This window comes from Alteromonas portus, from assembly GCF_005117025.1.
Classification (GTDB): Bacteria; Pseudomonadota; Gammaproteobacteria; order Enterobacterales; family Alteromonadaceae; genus Alteromonas; species Alteromonas portus.
The window spans coordinates 125068-148661 of the sequence record NZ_SWCO01000001.1; the positions used below are offsets into that span (position 1 = coordinate 125068).

Genomic DNA, 23594 nt, shown 5'->3' on the forward strand with positions numbered 1-23594 from the left:
ATGGATGTGAGCAAGCAAACGACACCATGAAGTACAGGCCGGTATCCGGGCTTACTCACCATCACTAGCAATATAATGGCTCTTTTGCCTTCCCATCTAATGGCGTTAAGTGCGCAATAGCGCGATAACGTAAAAGACAGTGGCGTATGAAAAGAAAACGACAGGGCGTTGAGTTCACCGTTGCGGGGGCAGCATCAGTTTTTCACTGATTTCCCGTTTAACTCTTGTCACTTAGGTTGTTTTAAAGCGTGACAAAAGCACCTACACGCTAGCAAGTATATCTAAGTTAAAATGTGATAGCGAATACGGTTTCTTATACCTTACGCTTTTTCGTACCCGTATACGGTTATTGGGCAAGGGTCATTGAAAAAGCGTTTTTTCAGCAGTAAGGCTGCAGGCTCAGTAGCCCAATTTTAGCGGAGGCTCCTGTAGTGCGGATAGCTGCTCTTTCAAAGCAAGTATTTGGCCTTCCCAGTATTTATCTTCAGCAAACCAAGGAAATGCCCGAGGAAATGCTGGGTCTTCCCAACGTCGAGAAAGCCATGCCATATAATGCACCATTCGCATTGCACGAAGAGGTTCGATAAGGGGCAGTTGCGCCGAGTCAAACGAGTGAAATTCCTCGTAAGCTTCAACTAAGGTATCAAGCTGTAACAGCTGTTGCTGACGGTCGCCGCTTAACATCATCCATAAGTCTTGGATCGCAGGCCCCATGCGGCAATCATCTAAATCAACGAAGGTTGGGCCATCGCGCCATAGTATATTACCTGGGTGGCAGTCGCCGTGAAGACGAATGCTTGATGTTGGCCTATAAGCCTTTTTAGTTGCCTCTATCACGGGGTCGAGTATGGCGAAGAACGCCGTTTTTAGATGCTCAGGCAGCAGCGTACTTTGCAATAGAACCTGCTTGGGCTCATTCAGGTAGCTTTCAATATCAATTGAAGGGCGATGAGTAAACCCTTTCGCTGAGGCAACGCGGTGGATACGACCAATGAAACGCCCCATCCATTCAAGCTGGTCAAGGTTGTCATTCTCGAATTGTCTGCCGCCTACTGAAGGAAATAGCGCAAATCGATAGTCAGTTTCTGCCACCGTGTGATGATGCAGTGTGCTGCCGTTTAGAGCCATAGGCGCGGCCAACGGGATTTCACTTTCAATAAGTTCAGCGGCAAACTCGTGCTCTTCAAGAATTTGCGCATCTGTCCATCGGCCGGGACGATAGAATTTCGCAACGTAGCGCTGGCCATCTTCAGCCAAAAATTGGTATACGCGGTTTTCATAGCTGTTAAGCGCAAGTAGTCCGCTTTGAAGAAAAATGCCCTGGCTTTCCAGGGCATCTAATATGGTGTCTGGGCTAAGCCCAGAGAAAGAAAAATCTGTCATCGATAAAGGAATTTAGTTGGTTCATCAACGGTAACCGTTTCCCCATCAATTGTGGTGGTTACACTGATAAAAATATCGGTAACCGTATCTTCCAGATTATAAGCGTCAGTTGCAACAGAAATTGGTGTGCTGTATACCGCCCCACCTTTAACTGTTACCTTTTGCTCACCAATGTATTTGTAGTCAGGCAATCCTTTTATCGCAATCGTGTATGACTGGGTTTGCTGCGTTTTATTAAGCACTTTTATGGTGTAAACGTTCTCAATAAGCCCTTCATTAGTTTCGCGATATAGCGAGTTTCTGTCGCGGATAATGTCTACTTCTGTAGGGCTACGCATCCAAATATTAGCGAACAGCAGACCGATCATAACGACGAGCACGACAAAATAGCCAATTAACTTAGGGCGCAATACATGGGTTTTACCGCCAGCGAGTTCTTCTTCGGAAGTGAAGCTTATCAAACCCTTAGGATAACCCATCTTATCCATAACGCCGTTACAGGCATCAACACAAGCACCGCAGTTGATGCATTCGTATTGTAAGCCGTTTCGAATATCTATACCGGTTGGGCATACCTGAACACATAAATTACAGTCTATACAGTCGCCTAAACCTTTTTCCTTTACTTGCTCGTGACTAAGTTTACGTGGTCGCGGGCCTCGCTGTTCACCACGTTTGGCGTCGTACGATACAGTAAAGGTATCTTTGTCGAACATGGCCGACTGGAAACGCGCATACGGGCAAATGTGCGTACACATGATTTCTCGCATGTAACCTGCGTTTCCGTAGGTGCATACCGCAAAGAAAATAACCGACAAACCTGCCCAGAAGCTGGTGTTAAACGTTACAAAATCGATAAACAGTGCATCAATTGGCGTGAAGTAGCCAACAAAGGTCAAAGCGGTTAACAGCGCTACCAATACCCAAGCGGTATGCTTAGCCGTTTTACGCAAGAATTTATCCACATCCATTTTGCGTGCATCTAGCGCTATACGCTTGTTACGCGGGCCTTCAAACTTCTCTTCAAACCACGTGTAAATGTATACCCATGTTGTTTGAGGGCACATAAATCCACACCACACGCGACCAGCGAAAGTGGTGACAAAGAACAACGCAAAGGCGGAAACTATAAATATATAGGCCAGCAAAGTAAGATCTTGAGGCCATAAGGTTAGTGAGAAGATGGTAAATCGCTGCTCGCCGATGTCGAGTAGCACGGCTTGATGCCCGTTGTACTGAATCCATGGAATGATGGCAAAAAGGCCCAAAAAGAAAAGGCCAAACATGCGTCTAAACGTCTCTAAAGGGCCTTGTACAGCACGCACATAAATACGGCTACGAGAGTCGTGGCGTTTACCTTCAGGACCCCCTTTGGGTTTATGTACCTTTACCGGTGTAACGGTTTTTACCGGTATTTGTTCATTCATAGCTTAACCTTATGTGACGTAACAAACTGCCTGTGCAGTATAACTGCGTTTAACACGTCATAATTAATATAGATCAATAATGCGGCGTATGGTCTATCTTTTTAAAGTTTCAGTCAATACTGAAACTTCAGAAAGTTTTTTGGTTTCATGTTTTCCCTGCGTCTTGATTAGGGCTGGTTGTAAAACTTTGCGTACAGTTAAAGGAAAGTTACTTACTAAAAATAAAAGGTAACTGTCGTATTCGCGTTATCACAGCCTGCAAGTAATCAGTAGATATAAGTGTATTAGGTATACTAGCGTATAGATTGCTGTATTTATTAACAACCAGACATCGAATTACTATCAGAAACAATAATATGGTCAATTACCGTGCAAATCATGTACAGTGGGAGCCGTTATAAAGTAAAACGGCAAAAAGTTGTGGTGCAACTTGTGGCTTAATTTACCCAATATTAGTGTTATCTGTAGTAAACGTCCGTCAAAGTTAGCTGAGAAGTCATGTTTAGGTTCTTTATTATCGCTGCTGAAATTATTATTTTAATTATAGTGCTGCGATCCTCTTTTGTTCAGTATCTCTTTGAAGATATTCAAAATTCAGTTTCCGACTGGCTGGTATCTGTAGCCACTCTGCCTGAGCGAGAAGAACTACGTAGTTTAAAAGACAAAATAAATATTCGCTTAAGCCCCTTAAAGCCTTATCAGCAGAATTATGTAGAACAGATCACCGCCGACAGTGCGAGCGTTAAACGCTTTTATCACACCTATTGTGAAAACGATGACATAAACCCCAATTTTACGGGAACTAAACGCGCTCAACTATGCCTAATCATTAAACAGTCGCCAGTTATGCAAGTAGCAAAGCGAGATTAACCGATTTCTACGAATAGGCTAAAGCCATAAGGTCGGTGCCTGGTTCCAATTAATAGCGTACCAATACCTCGTAAAACCCACTGTTCAAACGGCTGTATTTAGGAGCATCAAAGTGAATAAATTACGTACATTTTCTTATTTAGGTTGTGCCACTGCAGTTGGACTTCTTGTTGCATTCGCTCCCACTCATGCGGCAGAAGTTAAAATTACGTGGGAAGAGCCTGAAACGTATAGCGATGTTAAGCCAACCAATGAGTCTCGCAAACGCTTTCGCGAACGTACATTGGAAGATTTAGAGCAGCATATTGTTGAGTTAGCCAGTGACTTACCTGATTCTCAAGTGCTGACTATGACAGTGACTAACGTGGACTTGGCGGGGCAAGTATGGCCTAGTCAATTCGTCGGGTTCGGCTCAGGTGGTGGAAGCGATGTTCGCATTATCAAGCGCATAGACATTCCAAGAATGGCGTTTAGTTACTCTTTGACTAACGCTGAAGGGGAAATCATTTTAAGTGGCGAAGATGTAAAACTCAAAGATATGGATTTTATGGAGTCGACAATCCGCCGTAATAGAACCGAATCTCTGACTTACGAAAAAGCCATGTTGAATGACTGGTTTGCCGACACGTTTTCTACTCAGGTAGCGGTCAACAACTAGTAAAGCACGCTAAGTACAAATAAAAAAGGTCACATATAGTGACCTTTTTTGCTTTCATAGCCCATATTTCACGGGCTATAGCAGTATAAGCTGCCTACAGATAATCAAACTCATTACCTGATATTGCAAGGGTACTTTCAGGGCCAGCTTTATAAGCGGCTTTGTGCGCATCGCGACGTACTAAGATACGTTCCATGTAGAAGTCACGTGTCTTCATCTTAGACGCTGCAAGTACCGCATTACCAGAAGCTTGTGCTTTGTCGGCCATGCTGTACCACAGTACACCAATAAGTGAATAGGCGCTGTACGCTAGGTAATCACAAGCAGCAGAAGCAGCGGTAGTGGCATCCATACCTAAGCAATCGGCTGAAGATGCACGCCAGTCATCAAGAATACCTTGAGCTAGGCCTTTTGCCTCACTGTCTTGAATGTCGCTAACCAGTGCGTTAAACGCATTATAGGTCGCTTCCATCATCTGACCGCCATCTCGGGTAAGCTTTCGACCAATAAGGTCTAGCGCCTGAATACCATTGGTACCTTCATATAACATAGCAATGCGCACGTCGCGCATAAGTTGTTCCATACCCCATTCACGAATAAAGCCGTGACCACCAAATACTTGTACACCTAGGCTGGTGGTTTCAAGACCCATATCCGTCATAAAGGCTTTACAGATTGGGGTTAAAAACTGAAGTATCTTATCGGCATCTTCTTTTTCTTGGCCTTCACCAAGCTTCTCTACATCCATAAACTTGGCGTAGAAAAGTGAAAGTGCACGGCATCCTTCAATCAATGATTTCTGCGTAAGTAACATACGTGCTACGTCAGGTTGAAAGACGATTGGATCTGCTTTGCCTTCTGGATTTTGAATACCCTGAGGTGCGCGAGACTGCACACGTTCACGGGCGTAGGTCAGCGCGCCTTGGTAAGAGGCTTCTGCCGCGCCTAAACCTTGCAGGCCTACTTGGAAACGTGCATCGTTCATCATGGTGAACATGCATGCCAGCCCTTGGTTTTCTTCACCTACAAGGTAACCCGTTGCACCGTCAAAATTCATCACACAAGTCGGGCTCGCCTTGATCCCCATTTTGTGTTCGATGCTTCCCACTGACAAGCTGTTCGCCTCGCCAGGCTCATTGCTGGCATCTGGAAGGAACTTGGGCACTAAGAATAAGCTGATACCCTTAACGCCTTTAGGGGCGTCAGGTAGACGAGCTAGAACAAGGTGAATAACGTTCGAACTCCAGTCGTGATCACCTGCGGTAATAAAAATCTTATTACCGGTTACTTTATAGCTGCCGTCGCCTTGTGGCTCAGCTTTGGTGCTAAGCAAGCTCAAATCTGTTCCTGCGTGAGGTTCGGTCAGGTTCATGGTACCTGTCCACTCACCGCTGATTAGCTTAGCAAGGTAGATATCTTTTAATTCTTTGCTCGCGTGCTTAGTAACCGCAAGTGTAGCGCTTTCAGTAAGCATGGTGGTTAAACGCCAGCTTAAGTTCGCCGCGTTTAGCATTTCATGAACAGGCACAGCCATGGTATACGGCAAGTCTTGCCCGTCGTACTCAGCAGTGCCTAGCATTGCATTCCAGCCGTTAGCAACATATTCCTGATAAGCATCAGCGAAGCCTTTGGGCGTGGTAATGTTGCCGTCTTTTAGCGTACAGCCTTCTTCATCGCCTTCACGGTTAAGCGGGGCAACCACATCCAAGGCAAATTTTGCGCCCTGCGCAATAATTTCGTTGGCCAGTTCGCTATCAAAGTCGCTGATACCGAGCTTTTCGTAGTGAGCATCAAGTCCAAGCCAGTCTTTTAACAAGAACTGAAAATCAGTCGTAGGGGCGTGGTACAGAGGCATGGAAGACTCCTTTTTCAAACAAGTGTTTTAATTTTGTCTATTATAGTCACAAAAAGCGTAGTCCGAATAGTCCGTTAAAGGAAAGTTAATAATAAATTTGGATGATGTGGGGAGTGATCTATGCAGACTGATATTAAAGCAACACATAGGTTTACTTGGGCTCGTTGACTTTTAATGTGCGGCAAAGGTCATACAGGCGCTAATAATGATGTCTGACGTATTGATGTTAATATAGAACAGCGAACTCAAGTGGTAAGCTCGCTTGCAATTCATATTCTCGCAGGCATGCTTAGCCTACATTGAAATAACCCATTCACATACGCACAAGCAACACGGTACTTAAAAACATGAAGTTAGATAGCGCAAAGAACAACTTTAGAAATAGCAACGATGATGCGCAGAACCCAGTTTGTATTGTAACGGGGGGAAGCTTGGGGATCGGTTTTGCAGTATGCAAGCTGTTTAGTGAAAACGGTTATCACGTCATTAACCTGGATATTAGAGACTTTGAGCAAGTACTACCTAATGCTATCTGGAAGCCTTGTGATGTAAGTGTAGTGAGCAATATTAAGGCCGCTGTCAATGAGGTTATTGCTTCTCATCACCGCATAGATGCCTTGGTGTGTAACGCCGGTATACATGTTTCAGCAACCATTGAAGACACTGATGAAGCGCTGCTCGATAAGGTACTAAACCTAAACGTAAAAGGGGCGTATGGCGCGATTAAGTCTTGCCTGCCAACCATGAAAGAACAGGGCAGCGGTGCGATTGTGGTGATGGGCTCAGATCAGTCCTTTATTGGAAAGCGCAATTCGTTCGCCTACGGTGTCAGCAAAGGTGCATTGGCGTCTATGGCTAAAACCACCGCGCTTGACTACGCACCCTATAATATCCGCGTTAATGCGGTATGCCCGGGTACCATCGAAACACCGCTATTTCATAACGCCATTGATAATTACGTGGCACGTTCTGGGGCAGATAAAAATGAAGTAGTAGCCGAAGAAGCCGCTGCGCAGCCTATAGGACGTTTGGGCCAGCCCGAAGATGTAGCTGAACTGACTTATTTCCTATGCAGTAACAAAGCCTCGTTCATCACGGGCAGCTTGTATGCGGTGGATGGGGGCTACACAGCACAATAGAAAGGGATGAATAGATAGGACTGAATAGAAAAGCAGCGCGAAATGTCTTATCAGCAATAGCATAAACTAAGGTTTTATAAACAACGATGAGCAAGCCTTCAATCACTTGGATAGATCCTCATATCCACTTTTTTGCCCTAGACGAAGGGCACTATGACTGGCTGAAACCAGCCAATGCCCCCTTCTGGCCAGATAAAAAAGCGATTGCAAAACATACTACAGAGCACTTGCTCTATCGCGTTTCGTTAGGGCAGTTAGGCGGTTTTGTTCACATTGAAGCGGGTTACGATAACGAGAGACCCTGGCGTGAAATTGCGTTCTTGGAGCGTCATTGTACGCTGCCATTCCGCTCAGTTGGGTGTATCGATTTAACAGAAAATAGTGTTGGCAGTCATATCGATAAGCTAAAGCAGTACCCCTCAATACGTGGGCTTCGTCATATATTAGATGAAGATGCTGAAGTACTTTTACGCACCCCTAAAGTTAAATGGGGGCTTTCTCATATGGCGTCACAAGGCTTGTCTTTTGAGGCCCAGTTAAATCTTGCAGATAGCAATGCTGTGCATGCACTGCTAACGGTATTAGAACAAACACCCTCGCTAAACGTGGCTGTAAACCATGCTGCAATAGCGCCGATTGACGTAAATAGCTTTGCGTTTAAAACATGGCGGCAGAATATTCGCGACTTGAATGAAACGCAGCAAGTTGTGTTTAAGTTCTCGGGATTAGAAATGCAAGATCGCCGTTGGCAGTGGCAGCGTGCGTCTTATATTTTTGAAACCTTGTTGGACACCGTTGGCACAAATCACATGATGTTTGCCAGCAACTTCCCGCTGTGTCAGTGGCGAATGCCGTATGCGGCGCTGTGGCAAGGGTTTGTCAATATGACAACGCCGCTTACTGAAACGCAAAAAGCGGCGCTGCTGTACGAAAATGCGAAGCGGTGGTACGACATCGCGTAAAGCTAGCTTAGTTGAGCTGCTGAACTCGCCTCGGGTTTATTGCCTTCAATAAACCCGTTAAGTTTCAGTTTTATTTAAGCTCAGTTACCGTCATGTGTGGCGAGCGATAAACCACCTCATCGTTTAGATCGATACCAATTCCCGGTGTGTCAGGCGCTTCAATAAAGCCGTTTACTGGCTGAGGATCTTGAATACAAAGTTCACGGTTCCAGTCTTTAATAGCGTAGGTATGGTGCTCGTGAATTAAGAAGTTTGGAATGGCCGTTTCTAAATGTAGGCTTGCCGCTGTTGCAACAGGGCCGCCGCAAACGTGAGCCTGAATACGTACATCGTAAATGTCGGCATAGTCACACACCTTTTTCGCTTCGGTGAAACCGCCACAAAGGCCAACGTCAGGTTGAAGTACATCAATAGATTGGTCTTCAAGGTAAGGGCGTACATCCCAGCGATGGTACAGGCGCTCACCGCCCGCAATAGGCACGTTCACGTTCTTCGCTACTTTATCGTGAAGCTTTGAGTTAAGGTAATTCACAGGCTCTTCGTAATATAGACAGCCAATTTCTTCAACGATGTCACCCAGCTGGATAGCCGTTGATGCACCTAATAAGCTGTGACATTCAAAGATGATGTCGCCATCTTCGCCCATTGTGTCTCTAATCGCCTGAAGGCGGGCTTTGAACAGTTTAAGCTCGGGCTTAGTGAACAGCTTGGTTCTGTCAAAGTGGGTGTTGCCGTCTTTATCGTAAACGATGGGGTCAACTTTAACCGCATCGTAACCATCTTTAAGTGCTTTTTCAGTGGCGCGAGCATAGTCAGCAGGGTCGTTAAGCTTGGTCACTTCTTTGTCCCAATCAAACTGAAGCTGGCTGGCGTAGCTACGAAGCTTGCCATTAGTTTTGCCACCCAGTAATTCGTAAACCGGCAAGCCAAGCGCTTTGCCTTTAATGTCCCAAAGTGCAGTATCAATGGCGCTCATCGCAGCATAAATAACCGGGCCGCCGCCTAATCCCCAAAAGCCCTCGCGCAGCATTCTCGACCAAAGCAGTTCGGTGTGAAAAGGATTAAAACCAATCAGCATGGCTTCTGCAATTTCTTTAATCATGTGCGCAGCGGCACTGTGACCCCAATCATAAGCCAGTCCTGCTTCGCCCACACCGGTAATACCTTCGTCGGTGTACACGCGCACGAAAACTGGGTTCCACTGAGGGCGCTTAGGGCATTCGATATCAAAAATTTCTACTTTGGTGACTTTCATAATGTATTAACAATTCCTGTTTGAAATAAGTAGGCGTTTAGCTGACTAAGCTAAATTATTCGCAGAAGCCTGGATCTAGTTTGTAAGCTTTGCGAAGCATGGCAGGCCATGCTTTTTGTCCGCCCGTTTCGCCGCTGTGCACCACATTGGCCTGTGCGTATATGCCATCAATAATGTTTTGCGGTATCTCGATAACCTCTTCATTAGACTGCATCAAGGCAAGCTGAATTTCGCACGCACGCTGCAAATCGTAAAAGCGCATAAAGGCGTCGCCAACGGTGGGACCAAGGGTTAAACCGCCGTGGTTAGGCAAAAGCATATGGTTAGTGTCGCCGAGGTCGTCCTGCAAACGTTTCTTTTCACTATCATCAACGGCCAGACCTTCGTAGCCGTGATAAGACAGTGACGGTAGTGAAAACATTGAATACTGGCTCCACGGCTTAAGTCCGCCTTTAACCGATGCGACTGAGATTGTGGCTAGTGTATGCAGATGAATAACACACTGGGCATCGTGGCGCACTTCGTGGATAGCACTGTGAATGGTAAAGCCTGCAGGGTTAATGCCGTAAGGCGTATCGTCAAGGATGTTACCTTCTAAATCGACTTTAACCAGATTAGAGGCAGTAACCTCGTCAAATGTCAGGCCAAAGGCGTTAACCAAGTAGTGATCAGTGCCCGGTACCTTGGCTGAAATATGCGTGTAAATAAGGTCGCCCCATCGCATATCTGCAACTAATCGATAGCACGCAGCTAAATCGACACGAGTTTGCCATTCTTGATCAGAGACTTTGCCTTTTAGGCTTAAGGTTGGGAGTGAAAACAAGCCACTTCTCCTGTTTGTTTTATAGCGACAATTTACCAATACCCGCAACGATGAACAATGCTTTGTCAGCGCTGCTTTATATCGAATTGGGTATAGCCATCGCGCAAGGGAATAAGATCGTCTGCAAACCTCAACCCATCGTGGTCTAGCATAAACGGATCTGCTTTAATCAATCTTACTACCTCTAGTTTTGCCCATGATGGTGCATCGAAGGTGTCAGGAAGCCGTTCAATGCCGGCGTCTACATCACAACCAAATATGACTAAGCCGTTAGAGGTCGTCGAGAGATACGCGCTCACTTCTACATTGAACCCAGTTTCTTCCCATGTTTCCCGGTGAGCGGTACAGGCAAGTGATTCATTCTTATCCGAAGTCCCGCCTGGAAAGTCTAATTTGCCAGACAGCCGATGTTCTACCATCAGTACCTTGTTGCCGGTTTTTATTAAACAGGCAGCGCCAACAGGAGATTCGCCCATACTACTACCAAGGTGCACACTTTCAGATAAAAGCGCTTCTGAAACGCGGCACATTGGAGAGTTAGGTGAAGATTTTGAACATGCGAAAAGCGTTAAAACAGCAAATATAGCTGATAAGCGAAATAAGATGACCATTGATTTGGGTAAAATACTCTAGTGTCTGTTTGTAATTGTTTTAAAAGCAATCATATTTACCACACAGACTCTACGCAAAAATAAAAATAACACAACAAACAATAATAACGCGGTACACGAAACAATGTTTGGGAACGCTCACGTTTGACGTTAAGCGAATTTGTGTACTTGAGTGTCCGTTGAGCGCTTAAAAAATTCTTGCTCAAAGGAATACTATTTTACCAATAGGAAAGGTTATGTCTTCACGATTATCGTTATCACCCTTGTTACTAGGCGTGGTGCTACTTGCTGGCGTTGTGGTGTATTTGAATATGCCTCAGGAAGAAAGTAAACAAAACGCCGGCGCAAGAGCTACGCCAGTTAAAACGGGCGTTGTTTCGTCTCAAGCCTTTCCTATCACCATAGAGTCACTGGGTACGGCTACCGCAAACGAGTCAGTAAATGTCACTGCACAAGTTACCGATACGGTAAAGGCAATAAACTTTAATGATGGCGATAAAGTAGTAGAAGGCGAGCTTCTGGTGCAGCTTAATAACACCGAAGAGCGGGCTAGAGTTGAAGAGCTAAAAGCAAATATTGATGAAGCTAAACGTCAGTTTACCCGTATCGCTGACCTGCGTCAGTCAAATGCAACGTCTGAACAACTTCTCGATGAACAGCAAGCCCGGGTGAAAGCGCTACAAGCCCAGTTAGACATTGCCTTGGCTCAGCTTAATGACCTTCAAGTTCGCGCGCCATTTAGTGGGTTTTTAGGCAACCGTGAAATCAGCATTGGTTCACTAGTACAGCCCGGAGACACCATTACTAGTTTAGATGACATTAGTCTCATTAAAGTTGACTTCAGTATTGCTGAAAATCATCTTGCAAGCGTAGCGAAAGGGCAGTCGGTTAGTGCATCCTCAGTGGCTTATCCTGGGGAAGCATTTACGGGGAAAATCACCAACATCGACACACGCCTTGACCCCATTAGTCGTTCCATTCGCGTGCGGGCAACCATTGATAATCAAGACGGGCGCCTTCGCCCGGGAATGTTGCTTACAGTGGTGGTTGAAAAACGTGTTCTTAACGCCTTAGTCCTACCGGAAAAAGCATTAGTTCCAGTGCAAGATAAGCAATATGTTTATGTTGTTAAAGATGATGTTGCCCATCAAACAGAAGTGAAAATAGGCGAACGCCGCCCAGGGCTAGTGCAAATTGTTAGCGGGTTGAATGAAGGGGACGAAGTGATAACCGAAGGCACTCTTCGCGTGCGCGATCAGTCTCCAGTTAATGTGTTAAACCGCTAGGGGGCACGCAGTCATGTTATTGTCAGACGTTTCTGTGAAGCGCCCGGTTTTTGCAACCGTAATCAATCTACTACTGATTATTTTTGGTATCGTCGCTTTTTCCATGCTGAGTTTGCGCGAATACCCAGATATCGACCCGCCTATTGTATCGGTAAGTACAACCTACACGGGCGCCTCTGCGAACATAGTGGAAACCCGAATTACCCAGCTATTAGAAGACAGAATTTCAGGTATTGAGGGGATTAAAAACGTTACATCCACGTCCCGTAATGGTCGTTCAGACATTACCATCGAATTTAAACTTTCTAGAGATATAGATGCAGCAGCTAATGATGTACGCGAGCGAGTAAGTCGCGCACTTAATAACCTGCCAGACCAAGCCGACCCACCAGAAGTATCGAAAGCGAACTCAGATGAAAGTGCCGTGGTGTGGTACAACCTTAGAAGCACGAACCTTAATACTATGGAGTTGACGGACTACGCCGAGCGGGTGTTAGTGGACAGGTTATCGATTGTAGATGGCGTGGCCCGCATACAAATTGGCGGTGGCAGACGTTATGCCATGAAAGTGTTCTTAGACCGCAATGCTATGGCGGCGAGAGGCATAACCGTAAGTGATGTAGAGCAAGTAATACGTGCTGAAAATGTAGAATTACCAGCAGGTGAAGTAGAAAGTACAGACCGCAACTTTGAAGTTCGCGTAGCACGCACCTTTCTAACACCTGACGATTTCGCGGCGCTAACGGTTGCCGTAGGAGACAACGGTTATCTTGTGCGACTTGGTGAAATTGCTAATGTTGAGTTAACCGCCGAAGATGACGAAACCGAGTTTCGTGGCGATGGCGTTAACATGATAGGCCTTGGTATTATCAAGCAATCAAAAGCAAACACACTTGAAGTAGCCCGCGCAGCGAAAGCGCAAATTGAAAGAATAGAAGCTACTTTGCCAGATAATATCTTTATTGTGCCAAGCTACGATTCGTCGGTGTTTATCGAAGCGTCGATTGACGAAGTGTATGAAACGCTGGCTATCGCAATGCTAATGGTAGTTATCGTGATTTACCTTTTCCTGGGAAATATTCGCGCAACGCTTATCCCCGCGGTCACTGTGCCCGTCTCTATTATCGCCGCATTTATTGTGATGTATGCGCTAGGCTTCTCAATTAACCTACTAACGCTACTTGCTATGGTATTAGCCATTGGCCTAGTGGTGGATGACGCTATTGTTGTGCTTGAGAACATCTATCGACGTATAGAAATGGGAGAGCCGCCTATTTTGGCTGCATATCGAGGGGCCAGAGAGGTAGGTTTTGCCGTAATTGCCACGACGTTAGTGTTGATTTCTGTGTTTGTTCCACTGGTATTTCTTGAAGGAAATATTGGACGGTTATTTACCGAATTTGCGTTGGCCATTGCTGCAGCAGTGGCATTTTCAAGTTTCACGGCTCTCACGCTATCCCCCATGATGGCGTCAAAAATACTTAAAAAGCGCCCCCGTTCTTCTGGCTTTGGTAGTTGGATGGATAAGCGGTTTACACAGCTAGAAACAGGCTATTTTAATACGTTAGGCAAAACACTCCACCAACCCATTTTGATGCTACTTTTGCTGGTTATTGCGGTGATAGCTTTGGTCCAACTTTCTCAGAAAGTGCCCAGTGAGTTCGTTCCGAAAGAAGATAGAGGCAACTTTTTTATCTTAATGAATGCACAAGAGGGCGCGAGTTTTGAAAGTAATGCTAGGAACCTAGAGCAAATTGAGAGCGTTCTAATGCCTTACCGCGAGAGTGGTAAAATTAATCGCCTACTAGTAAGAACGCCAGGTTTTGGTGGCAATGCAGGGATTGCGATAGTTGGCTCGGCAGACTGGGATGAACGAGATTTTAGTACATTCTCTTTAATGGACGAAATTAGCGCCAAACTCAACAGTGTGCCTGACGTTCGTGCTTTTGCGATTATGCGTAGCGGTATTTCCGGAGGTGGGCTAGGTCGTCCTGTTCAGTTTGTATTACAAGGTGACACCTACGAGAACCTGGTTGAGTGGCGCGACACAGTAATACAAAAGGCCGCGCAAAACCCTGGACTGATTAGGCTAGACTCTGACTATAAAGAAACCTCGCCACAGCTGTTAGTAAATATAAATCGCGACAGGGCAGCAGACCTGGGCGTATCAATTAGTGATATTGGTAGTACGTTAGAAGTGATGCTAGGACAGCGTAGAGTGTCGACTTTCCTCGATAGAGGTGAGGAATACGATGTCATCATGGAAGGCATAGAGGAAGACTTCAGAAGCCCTAACAGCATAGAAAATTTATACGTTCGCTCATCTCGCACTGGTGAACTCATTCCCATGGATAACTTACTAACATTCGAAGAGCAGGCAACGTCTGCGCAGCTGAATCGTTATAATCGAATGCGCGCTGTGACAATATCAGCAAATTTAGCAGACGGTTACACCTTGGGTGAAGCGCTAGCCTACTTGGAAGATATTGTCGCCACGGAATTGCCAGACAATGTGTCTATTGATTACAAAGGCGAGTCTCAACTTTATCAAGAGGCGGGTAACTCATTTGTTTACGTTTTCATGTTGGCGCTTGCTGTGACATATTTAATATTAGCAGCGCAGTTTGAAAGCTGGGTACACCCATTGGTTATTATGCTCACCGTGCCGCTGGCCTTGGTTGGTGCCTACATTGGGCTGTTTTTCAGCAATATGACTATCAATATTTACAGTCAAATTGGTTTGGTTATGCTCATCGGACTTGCTGCCAAAAACGGTATTCTGATTGTGGAGTTTGCTAATCAACTTCGCGACGCAGGTATGGAGTTTGAACAAGCACTTAAGCGAGCAGCCGCCCAGCGTTTAAGACCCATAGTGATGACAGGCTTTACTACGGTATTTAGCTCACTGCCTCTTGTACTTGCTTCTGGGCCTGGCGCTGAGAGCAGAATGGTGATCGGTATGGTTATTTTTTCGGGTGTGCTTCTATCAACATTTATGACCCTCTACGTGGTTCCAACTGCGTACAGTTGGCTAGCAAGAAATACAGGCTCTCCAATGCAGCGAACCAATAAAATTGACGAGCTGGAGAAAGCGATCCCCTATAAAAAAGGCGAGTCTTAACGGCTCGCCCCACTGTTTGTTGTTTGAATTTCACTCAGCCGCCAACATTCGTTGGCGCAAACTGGATAACCTTAAGGTATGCATTTTCATACTGCAATATAGGTTTCTATCACTTGTGATGCCTGTCTTACTAATTTCAAGTTGTTGATTTTAAATGCTTATAATCCAAAACAGGTGGTCTATTTAACTTTTTTATAAGCAACTATAAGCTTCAAAGGTATGCATTAGACAATTGTATAGTTGTTTAACTTTCTACTTTCACTACACTGCGCGCCATTCCCGAATGCTTATATAAGTTATTAATTTATATAAGGTAAAAATTTAAAGCTTAAAGTGGCGAATATTGTATTTGTGACCAATACTTACTTCGTTGTAAATGTTTGGACATACAAGCACATGTTTGTTTTATATCGCTCAAATACGCAAATGTCGTTTTTAGCGCCTTCAAAAATAGTAAAGAGCGATGAGCTAGCATTCACAAAGACTCCAGAGGACATATGATGAAAAAATGGATACTTGCAGCAGGACTGTGCTGCAACGTTGCGATTGCTGACGTTGCAGTCATCGTGCATCCCAGCAACGGCGATGCGCTAGACAAAGACAGCATTAGCCGACTTTTCTTAAATAAAGCGAAAGCATTTCCGAGCGGTACACCAGCACAACCTGTTGCGCTTGCTGAAGGGCAATCGGCAACCGATGAATTTAACGGCAAAGTGTTAAACAAAACCGCAGCACAACTTACTGCGTTTTGGTCAAAACTTGTGTTTACCGGTAAAGGGCAACCGCCGAAAGCGTTGGGTAGTGACGCAGATGTGATATCTGCGGTAGCAGGAAATCCAAGCGCTATAGGTTATGTAGACGCTGGCGCTGTGAACGATAGCGTACGTGTCGTCGCGACTTTTTAACTTACCGTTAATACAAAGAATTTAAGGAACACGCATGAAAACCAAATTAGCTATATTAACTATGGCAGGCCTTTTGGCTACTCCAGCAATAGCCGACATTCAAATTAACGGCTTCGCAAACCTGATTGGCGGTATGACACTGGACGATGATGAGTCAGTGTATGGCTACGACAGCGATTTTAACTTCGACCCTGCAAGTGTTTTTGGTCTTCAGGTACGTGGTGATGTAAGCGACAAACTCTCTGCGACCGCACAGCTAGTAGGCCGTGGAAGCGAAGACTACGACGCAGATTTTGAGTGGGCGTACATGACCTATGTGTTGAACAATAACTTCAACATCAGCGCCGGTCGTCTACGTATGCCTCTTTTCAAATACTCGGCATCACTTGATATTGGTTACTCTTACCACTGGTTGACTCCACCGGATGCAATTTATGGCATCGACTTCAATAATATTGACGGTGTTCGCGTTGACTACATGAACTACTCAGGTGACTGGGAGTATGGCGCTCAGCTTACAATGGGGCGCGTTGAAACAGATACGACTATTTCAGGTACGCCTGCAGCGCTAGAACTGAAAAATGTAGTGGCGGTTTCTTTTGAAGCGACTCGTGACTGGTTCAGCGCTCGTACCTTGCTTGCGCGTGGAACGACCAGTGCTGTGAACGAAGATTTTGACACATTTGTAGAAGGAATGTCGGCGTTCGGTGCAGCGATACCAAATGCGACGGCGGCGGCTGAAGGTTTCAGTGTTAATGATGATACTGGTACCTTTTTTGAGGTAGCAGTTGATATCGACAAGTATGATTGGTTTGTAGGTGCAGAATTCACTCAGACTGAAGTAGATGGCTCTGTAATTGCCGATAATAAAGCCTGGTACGTTACGGCAGGTATGCGCTTCGGTAAGTTTACACCGCACATTACTTATGAAGTTGAAGAGGCGGATAACGGCACTCAGCTTGGTCTTGTAGCTGCTCTACCTTCAACTATCTCTACCGGAGATGCGGTTACTGATGCGACTTGGGCTTTTGTCTATCAAGGTGCTGCAGGTATCGCTGCGCAACAAGAGCTAGATGTATCTGCGGTTACTGTGGGTCTTCGTTACGATGTTGAACCAGGCTTTGCGCTTAAAACTGACGTAACGTGGTACTCAGACGATCTAAATGATTTAAACGATGCAACATTACTGAAAGTTGGCGTAAATTACACGTTCTAACTACCTAAGTATGGCCTTGCACCATCTGCGAGGCCATAAATTCACTAAAGTTTTTTGTTTACAGGTAGATAAATTAGGTAGATGTATTAAAGTTCGGTCGTTTTCACCTTTCACTGAAAAGCGCTGGACGATTATAAAAAAACAGTGGGATAGCTAATGAACTTTCTAAAAAAAATGCCAATCGCGACGAAGATATTCCTGATACCAGGGATAGCGGCGCTAAGTTTTATCATTTACCTACTTATCACTGTTTATACCGCTTTAAATAATGGCGCAACTCTAGAGAAAGTTCAGAAAGTCCAATTCCCTGCTTTACAGCTATCGGCTTCAACATTAGTCGAGATGCAAAAGGTACGTGATACCCTTGCAAGCGCGGTAACGACGGGCGACCAAGACACGCTTACTGTCGCGCAAGAGCTAGCAGAAGAAGCTAAGAAAGGACTTAACCAAATAGCGGCAATCAGCCCAGAATTTCGTTCCGATATCTCGCGTATATCTTCAGGCTTCGATCAATACTTTGACGTTGCCTATGACGTTTCCCAGTCTATGGTCAATGGCACGGCTGACTTTAGCCGATTGGGTGAACTCTCTGCCCAGATGAATCAGTCTTATGATGGCGCCATTGCTGCTATGTCAACATTTCGCGATGCACAGCAAGCGGCATTCGAAGAGGCATTTAAAAACACTGATAGCGCCAACACCTCGTTAATCAGCACAGGCGTCATTTTAGCCGTGGTTGTGACTATATTGCTGTTTGGTACAGCGGTGCCTATTGTACGTGGTATAAAACAAAGCATTGATGACGTGGTCCGTTCGCTTAAAGATATTGCTCAAGAAAATGGCGACCTAACGGTTCGTATTGAAACCAAAAGCGAAGATGAAATTGGTGAGCTGGTATACTGGTTCAACCAATTTATGGACAAACTACAAGGCGTGGTGCGTGATGTGGTGGAAGCGAGTTTACCGCTATCCAACCTTGCGCAGAACTTACGCGGTGTAACGGAAGAAACCCAGCGCACCATTGATGTACAGCAAAAGTCTGCAACCAATGCTAAGCGTGCGGTAGACACTATGAGTGGTTCTGTTGACGGTGTTGCACATAGCGCAGCGCAAGCGGCCAGTGACGCTAACGAAGCGACGACAGCGGCAAGTGAAGGTCGTCAAATTGTGCAGCAAACTGTAACCAGTATTCAGCAACTTGCTGAGAACGTTCGTGAAACAGCAGACGTTATTGCACGCCTAGAGTCTGATTCTAATAAAGTGGGCTCGGTGCTAGATGTAATTAAAGGTATTGCAGAGCAAACTAACTTGCTAGCACTGAATGCCGCCATTGAGGCTGCAAGGGCTGGTGAACAAGGACGAGGCTTTGCGGTTGTAGCCGACGAAGTGAGAACGCTAGCGTCTCGTACTCAACAGTCTACGGAAGAAATTCAAAGCACCATCGAACAGCTTCAAAGCGCAGCACACTCAGCAGTAGAGGTGATGTCGCGTGGTACAGAGCAAGCAACAAGCAGCGTTGAAACAGCCAACAAAGCGGGAAGTAGCTTAGAAACCATTACCAGCACGATTGGGCGCATAAACCAAATGAACGAGCAAATCGCGCACAATACTGAAGATCAACGCACAGTGGCGGTTGATATCGTACGTCACGTTGATGAGATTCATGAGCGTACCGAACAAACCGCAAGCCGTTCAGGTGAACTAGGCACCATGTGTAATGAACTTGCCGACCTTGCGCAGCACCTTGAATCCATTGCTAAGCAATTTAGAGTGTAAGCGATAGCTTATCAATAAACATGAATTGAAAGCCTCCGTATGGAGGCTTTTTTGTGGGTTTAGCTAACAGATCAAAGGCTGTGTTTTCTGTTACCTAAAGATAAAAGAAAGGCATAAAAAAATCCCCAGCTAAGGCCGGGGATTTTTATTTTAAAGTAATGCTTTTTCTATTCGTCTAAGAAGCTGCGTAGCTGCTCAGAGCGGCTAGGGTGGCGAAGCTTGCGAAGTGCTTTCGCTTCAATTTGACGAATACGCTCACGGGTTACGTCAAACTGCTTACCTACTTCTTCAAGGGTGTGGTCGGTATTCATGTCGATACCGAAGCGCATGCGAAGTACCTTTGCTTCACGGGCGGTCAGGCCTGCTAGTACTTCCTGCGTTGCATCCTTTAAGCTACCGCCAGTTGCTGAATCGAGGGGCTGAATAATCGTGCTGTCCTCGATAAAGTCGCCAAGATGTGAATCTTCATCATCACCGATAGGGGTTTCCATCGAGATTGGCTCTTTTGCAATTTTTAGTACCTTACGAATTTTGTCTTCAGGCATTAGCATGCGCTCTGACAATTCTTCAGGGGTAGGCTCACGACCCATTTCCTGAAGCATTTGACGAGAGATACGGTTAAGCTTGTTAATCGTCTCAATCATGTGAACAGGTATACGGATAGTACGCGCCTGGTCAGCAATAGAGCGAGTAATCGCCTGACGAATCCACCACGTTGCATAAGTTGAGAACTTATAACCACGACGGTATTCAAACTTATCCACCGCCTTCATTAGACCAATGTTACCTTCTTGAATAAGGTCAAGGAATTGAAGACCGCGGTTGGTGTACTTCTTAGCAATTGAGATAACAAGACGTAAGTTAGCTTCAACCATTTCTTTCTTCGCGCGGCGTGCTTTCGCTTCACCGATTGACATGCGACGGTTGATGTCTTTGATATCTGCGATCACCAAGCCAGTTTCCTGCTCAACTTGGTTCATTTTGCTAATACAGCGTTCAATTTCTTCTTGGTTTACAGCAAGGTCAGCGGCGTATGGAGCACCTGATTTAACTGCTTCGTGTAACCACGCGTTAGACGTCTCGTTACCCGCAAATGCTTTGATGAAGTCTTTCTTCGGCATTTTTGCGTTAACCACGCAGAACTTCATCACAAGGCGCTCTTGAATACGCACTTTATCCATCATCTCGCGCATGTTTTTAACCATGCGATCGAATTGCTTTGGAACCAGGCGGAATTCTTTGAACACATCGCTTAATGCGTTGATTTGTGCGCGAGAGTCAGCATGAGCACGACCTTTCTTCTCGATGACTTCACGAGTTTTTAGGTATTGTTCACGTAGCTCAGTGAAGCGTTCACGGGCAAGCTCTGGGTCTACACCGCTATCGTCTTCATCGCTATCGTCATCATCTTCATCGTCGTCTTCATCATCTAATTCTTCTTCAGATAATTCAGAACCAACGTGAGTAGCCGTTGGAGCAAGGTCTTGCTCGTCGTTAGGATCAACAAAACCAGAGATGATGTCGCTTAAGCGAATCTCTTCTGCTTCGTAAAGATCCCACTGGTCTAATAGATAAGTGATGGCTTCTGGGTATTCAGCAACTGAACATTGTACCTGGTTGATACCATCTTCAATTCGCTTAGCGATTTCAATTTCGCCTTCACGAGTAAGAAGCTCAACCGTACCCATTTCACGCATGTACATGCGGACCGGGTCAGTCGTACGGCCAATTTCACTTTCTACAGTAGCGAGCGCCTGAGCTGCCGCTTCTGCAGCATCCTCATCAGCATTCGCTTCTTGCATGAGAAGTTCGTCTGCATCAGGAGCTGATTCAGAAACTTGAATTCCCATGTCGTTAATCATGCGGATTATGTCTTCGATTTGATCAGAATCGACAATATCTTGCGGCAGGTGGTCGTTTACTTCTGCAAAGGTTAAGTAACCTTGCTCTTTACCTTTTGCAATCAGGAGTTTAATCTGAGACTGCTTGCTTTGCGCCATATAACCTACACTTCTCACATTCAATTAGTTAGCAATAGAAAAGACAACATACACAAAGGTATGTTCCCCGTTCTGCTGTAGTACTGCTTTTGTATCAAGGCCGTTAATGCTCGATGCCACGCTGGTCTATACCATTATGTTGCGATGCACATCTGCTCGGGTTCGGATCTGCCCGTTATGTTCGGCTATATCTTTGCTACTCGTGCTGCTGCATTTTTGTTCACTTTATCGTGAATGAGACACGTTTATCTGTGCCCACAGCGAATTAGCCAGTATAGCAGAATAAGCGGTGGTTTTACCAGATTGATGGCCGATTTTTTAGCCAGTGTTTTTAAGCTACAAAACTGCGCATAATCACAGCGCGTATTCTTGCTTAAATAAATTCCTTAATACAAACTCATTAACATAAGCGTTTAAAATCGCCTTATGTAAAAGCCTACGGAAAAACAGGCTAACCTCTAGGTCAGTTTGCCCAAGGTTAACTCTTCTGTCTTTCCCTCATAAGTAGGTTCAGTTCCTGTTTTTCCGCCTGTGTCAGCGGCTGAACCCGCGAGCGTGAAATTAAGGTTTCAATGCGGCTATCGAAATGCCCGTCCAGTAAGCGAGCGAAGCTGTCGTTATAAACCCGTTCAGCGTCCTCGTCTTTAACCAAGTGTTCTTGTAACAATAATTTCGCGATAGTAGAAGAATGGGGATGGTCGCGGAAATTTTCAACAAGCTGTGCGGTTTTTGCTTGAGGGTGACTTACGCAATAGCGATGCACATCGCGTAATAAATCCATGCCAGCAGCGTTACTGCCCGCGAAAATATCAATTTGAACGTCTTCACATAGCGTGGCTAATTCAGGTTTATCAAGTAGCAAGCGTATCAGCATGCGAAGGGGTGATAGTTTAGGCTTGTTTACCTGATTGCGATTCGGTGAATAAGCTTGCTTCGAACCTTGATTGGCTTTGGTGATATCTTGCTGAAGTTTAAATCGATCGAACTCGCCGGTGTGCTTGGCTAATTCTTCCAGCAACATTTGCTTTTGATCATCACCTAATGTGCTTTCAATAAGCGGCATTGCCGCTTTTTTAAGGGCAATTTTACCTTCCGGCGTGCCCACATTGTGCGTTTTTAATAAGTTCTCAAAGAAAAAGCGGGATAACGGCATAGCGTCATTAAGCATGTCCATAAAGGCGTCTTTGCCCACCTGACGCACCATAGTGTCGGGGTCTTCGCCATCGGGTAGGAATAAAAACGAAATACGCACGCCGTCTTTTAATGCGGGTAAGGCGTTTTCTAAGGCGCGCCAAGCCGCTTCACGGCCTGCGCGGTCGCCATCATAACAGCACACAATATGAGACGTAGCACGAACCAGCATTTGAATATGTTCAGGTGTGGTAGCTGTACCTAGCGCAGCAGTAGCAATATTAATATCGAATTGACTTAGCGCCACTACGTCCATATAGCCTTCTACAATAACGACGGTATCCAGGCTACGATTTTTTTGTCTGGCAGAATAAAAGCCAAAGAGCTCACTGCCTTTATGGAAAATGCGGGTTTCTGGCGAGTTTAAGTATTTAGGGCCGCCGTCATCCAATACTCGGCCCCCGAAACCCACCACACGACCCCGTTTGTCCCTGATAGGAAACATAATGCGGTCGCGAAAGAAATCGTAGGTACGTCCTTGGTCGTTTTTGTTGACCAGCTTTAAATCGACCAGTTGCTTGATGCGCTGTGGATCTTTGCCAAAGGTATTTAGCAGCGCGTCCCAGCTGTCTGGCGCGTAGCCAATTTCCCATTGTTTAACGATGTCGCCGCTTAACCCACGGTTTTTCAAATAGTCGATGGCTTTCTTACTATTACCATTTTGACGTAACTGATGCTGGAAAAAGCGTGCAACTTGCTCCATTACCGCGTAATCGTCTTGCTGTTGCTGCTTTTTCTCTTCGCTCATGGCAGGGCGACTGCCTTTTTCGCGGGGAACTTCAAGTCCGTGATAACGGGCTAGCTCTTCAATCGCCTCGACAAATTCTAAGCGGTCGAATTCCATAATAAACGAGATAGCATTACCGTGAGCGCCACAGCCGAAACAGTGGTAAAACTGTTTGTCTTGACTAACAGTGAAAGATGGCGACTTTTCGTTGTGAAAAGGGCAGCACGCTTGGTAGTTTTTACCTGCTTTTTTAAGTTTAACTCGGCTATCTACCACTTCTACCACATCGGTACGTGACAGCAGGTCGTCTATAAAATCGCGAGGTATCTTTCCAGCCATGAGGGTACTTTCAACAAGAGTAAGTTAAAAAAGAATTAGAAAAGTACAAG

General features: G+C 45.5%; 17 protein-coding genes and 1 riboswitch. Of the genes, 9 read left to right on the forward strand and 8 right to left on the reverse strand.

The genetic code is table 11. The features are described 5' to 3' along the window. Window positions 1-19: 19 nt before the first annotated feature. A riboswitch (cobalamin riboswitch) is annotated at window positions 20-280 on the reverse strand. Between the two features lie 119 nt (window positions 281-399). Together E5672_RS00520 and ccoG are read right to left on the reverse strand one after the other, a co-directional pair. Further along, complete coding sequence (locus E5672_RS00520; RefSeq protein ID WP_136780459.1) at window positions 400-1383, reverse strand: serine/threonine protein kinase; 984 nt, start codon at window positions 1381-1383, stop codon at window positions 400-402. Beyond that, window positions 1380-2810 (reverse strand): cytochrome c oxidase accessory protein CcoG, encoded by a 1431-nt coding sequence (gene ccoG, locus E5672_RS00525; protein ID WP_136780460.1) that lies wholly within the window; start codon window positions 2808-2810, stop codon window positions 1380-1382. The genes E5672_RS00520 and ccoG overlap by 4 nt, the downstream gene beginning before the upstream one ends. 498 nt (window positions 2811-3308) lie before the next feature. On the opposite strand from ccoG, the gene E5672_RS00530 reads away from it, so the two are divergent. Together E5672_RS00530 and E5672_RS00535 are read left to right on the forward strand one after the other, a co-directional pair. Continuing rightward, window positions 3309-3680 carry a hypothetical protein gene (locus tag E5672_RS00530; RefSeq protein ID WP_136780461.1) on the forward strand — a complete coding sequence of 124 codons (372 nt, stop codon included), beginning with the start codon at window positions 3309-3311 and terminating at the stop codon, window positions 3678-3680. A 112-nt stretch (window positions 3681-3792) separates the two neighbouring features. Next, a complete protein-coding gene (locus E5672_RS00535) occupies window positions 3793-4338 on the forward strand; it encodes a DUF3016 domain-containing protein (RefSeq protein ID WP_136780462.1) in 546 nt (181 codons plus the stop codon). A gap of 94 nt (window positions 4339-4432) precedes the next feature. On the opposite strand, the gene E5672_RS00540 is transcribed toward E5672_RS00535, so the two are convergent. Next, window positions 4433-6193 carry an acyl-CoA dehydrogenase family protein gene (locus tag E5672_RS00540; protein WP_136780463.1) on the reverse strand — a complete coding sequence of 587 codons (1761 nt, stop codon included), beginning with the start codon at window positions 6191-6193 and terminating at the stop codon, window positions 4433-4435. Between the two features lie 347 nt (window positions 6194-6540). Here E5672_RS00540 and E5672_RS00545 point away from each other — a divergent pair, with 347 nt between their 5' ends. Continuing rightward, the gene (locus tag E5672_RS00545) at window positions 6541-7332 is read left to right on the forward strand and encodes an SDR family NAD(P)-dependent oxidoreductase (RefSeq protein WP_136780464.1); all 792 of its coding nucleotides are present in this window, start codon (window positions 6541-6543) and stop codon (window positions 7330-7332) included. An 86-nt stretch (window positions 7333-7418) separates the two neighbouring features. Continuing rightward, window positions 7419-8294, forward strand: coding sequence for an amidohydrolase family protein (locus E5672_RS00550; RefSeq protein WP_136780465.1), 876 nt, complete (start codon window positions 7419-7421; stop codon window positions 8292-8294). Window positions 8295-8364: 70 nt separating this feature from the next. Here E5672_RS00550 and E5672_RS00555 read toward each other — a convergent pair whose 3' ends face one another. The 3 genes from E5672_RS00555 to E5672_RS00565 all read right to left on the reverse strand — a co-directional run bounded on the left by E5672_RS00555 (window position 8365) and on the right by E5672_RS00565 (window position 10983). After that, the gene (locus E5672_RS00555; protein ID WP_120960909.1) at window positions 8365-9549 is read right to left on the reverse strand and encodes a mandelate racemase/muconate lactonizing enzyme family protein; all 1185 of its coding nucleotides are present in this window, start codon (window positions 9547-9549) and stop codon (window positions 8365-8367) included. Between the two features lie 55 nt (window positions 9550-9604). Further along, on the reverse strand, window positions 9605-10372 hold the full coding sequence (locus E5672_RS00560) for a class II aldolase/adducin family protein (protein ID WP_136780466.1): 768 nt from the start codon (window positions 10370-10372) through the stop codon (window positions 9605-9607). Window positions 10373-10437: 65 nt separating this feature from the next. Beyond that, a complete protein-coding gene (locus E5672_RS00565; RefSeq protein WP_136780467.1) occupies window positions 10438-10983 on the reverse strand; it encodes an NUDIX hydrolase in 546 nt (181 codons plus the stop codon). Window positions 10984-11219: 236 nt separating this feature from the next. On the opposite strand from E5672_RS00565, the gene E5672_RS00570 reads away from it, so the two are divergent. From E5672_RS00570 to E5672_RS00590, 5 genes are all read left to right on the forward strand, one after another. Next, on the forward strand, window positions 11220-12269 hold the full coding sequence (locus E5672_RS00570; RefSeq protein ID WP_136780468.1) for an efflux RND transporter periplasmic adaptor subunit: 1050 nt from the start codon (window positions 11220-11222) through the stop codon (window positions 12267-12269). 13 nt (window positions 12270-12282) lie between these two features. Then, window positions 12283-15390: an efflux RND transporter permease subunit gene (locus E5672_RS00575; RefSeq protein WP_136780469.1), complete on the forward strand. Its 3108-nt coding sequence runs from the start codon at window positions 12283-12285 to the stop codon at window positions 15388-15390. 500 nt (window positions 15391-15890) lie between these two features. Further along, complete coding sequence (locus E5672_RS00580) at window positions 15891-16295, forward strand: type 2 periplasmic-binding domain-containing protein (protein WP_131136070.1); 405 nt, start codon at window positions 15891-15893, stop codon at window positions 16293-16295. A 34-nt stretch (window positions 16296-16329) separates the two neighbouring features. After that, window positions 16330-17511: a topoisomerase IV gene (locus tag E5672_RS00585; protein ID WP_136780470.1), complete on the forward strand. Its 1182-nt coding sequence runs from the start codon at window positions 16330-16332 to the stop codon at window positions 17509-17511. A 156-nt stretch (window positions 17512-17667) separates the two neighbouring features. After that, a complete protein-coding gene (locus tag E5672_RS00590) occupies window positions 17668-19287 on the forward strand; it encodes a methyl-accepting chemotaxis protein (RefSeq protein WP_136780471.1) in 1620 nt (539 codons plus the stop codon). A gap of 167 nt (window positions 19288-19454) precedes the next feature. Here the strand turns inward: E5672_RS00590 and rpoD are convergent, their stop codons facing one another. Next, a complete protein-coding gene (gene rpoD, locus E5672_RS00595) occupies window positions 19455-21287 on the reverse strand; it encodes an RNA polymerase sigma factor RpoD (RefSeq protein ID WP_136780472.1) in 1833 nt (610 codons plus the stop codon). A 478-nt stretch (window positions 21288-21765) separates the two neighbouring features. Next, a complete protein-coding gene (gene dnaG, locus E5672_RS00600) occupies window positions 21766-23544 on the reverse strand; it encodes a DNA primase (RefSeq protein WP_136780473.1) in 1779 nt (592 codons plus the stop codon). Window positions 23545-23594 lie beyond the last annotated feature (50 nt).

Coding starts and splice junctions, on each gene's coding strand:
- E5672_RS00530 (WP_136780461.1), top strand. CDS start 3,309: ATGTTTAGGTTCTTTATTATCGCTGCTGAAATTATTATTTTAATTATA.
- E5672_RS00555 (WP_120960909.1), bottom strand. CDS start 9,549: ATGAAAGTCACCAAAGTAGAAATTTTTGATATCGAATGCCCTAAGCGC.
- E5672_RS00520 (WP_136780459.1), bottom strand. CDS start 1,383: ATGACAGATTTTTCTTTCTCTGGGCTTAGCCCAGACACCATATTAGAT.
- E5672_RS00565 (WP_136780467.1), bottom strand. CDS start 10,983: ATGGTCATCTTATTTCGCTTATCAGCTATATTTGCTGTTTTAACGCTT.
- E5672_RS00580 (WP_131136070.1), top strand. CDS start 15,891: ATGAAAAAATGGATACTTGCAGCAGGACTGTGCTGCAACGTTGCGATT.
- dnaG (WP_136780473.1), bottom strand. CDS start 23,544: ATGGCTGGAAAGATACCTCGCGATTTTATAGACGACCTGCTGTCACGT.
- E5672_RS00545 (WP_136780464.1), top strand. CDS start 6,541: ATGAAGTTAGATAGCGCAAAGAACAACTTTAGAAATAGCAACGATGAT.
- E5672_RS00570 (WP_136780468.1), top strand. CDS start 11,220: ATGTCTTCACGATTATCGTTATCACCCTTGTTACTAGGCGTGGTGCTA.
- E5672_RS00575 (WP_136780469.1), top strand. CDS start 12,283: ATGTTATTGTCAGACGTTTCTGTGAAGCGCCCGGTTTTTGCAACCGTA.
- E5672_RS00540 (WP_136780463.1), bottom strand. CDS start 6,193: ATGCCTCTGTACCACGCCCCTACGACTGATTTTCAGTTCTTGTTAAAA.
- rpoD (WP_136780472.1), bottom strand. CDS start 21,287: ATGGCGCAAAGCAAGCAGTCTCAGATTAAACTCCTGATTGCAAAAGGT.
- ccoG (WP_136780460.1), bottom strand. CDS start 2,810: ATGAATGAACAAATACCGGTAAAAACCGTTACACCGGTAAAGGTACAT.
- E5672_RS00590 (WP_136780471.1), top strand. CDS start 17,668: ATGAACTTTCTAAAAAAAATGCCAATCGCGACGAAGATATTCCTGATA.
- E5672_RS00550 (WP_136780465.1), top strand. CDS start 7,419: ATGAGCAAGCCTTCAATCACTTGGATAGATCCTCATATCCACTTTTTT.
- E5672_RS00585 (WP_136780470.1), top strand. CDS start 16,330: ATGAAAACCAAATTAGCTATATTAACTATGGCAGGCCTTTTGGCTACT.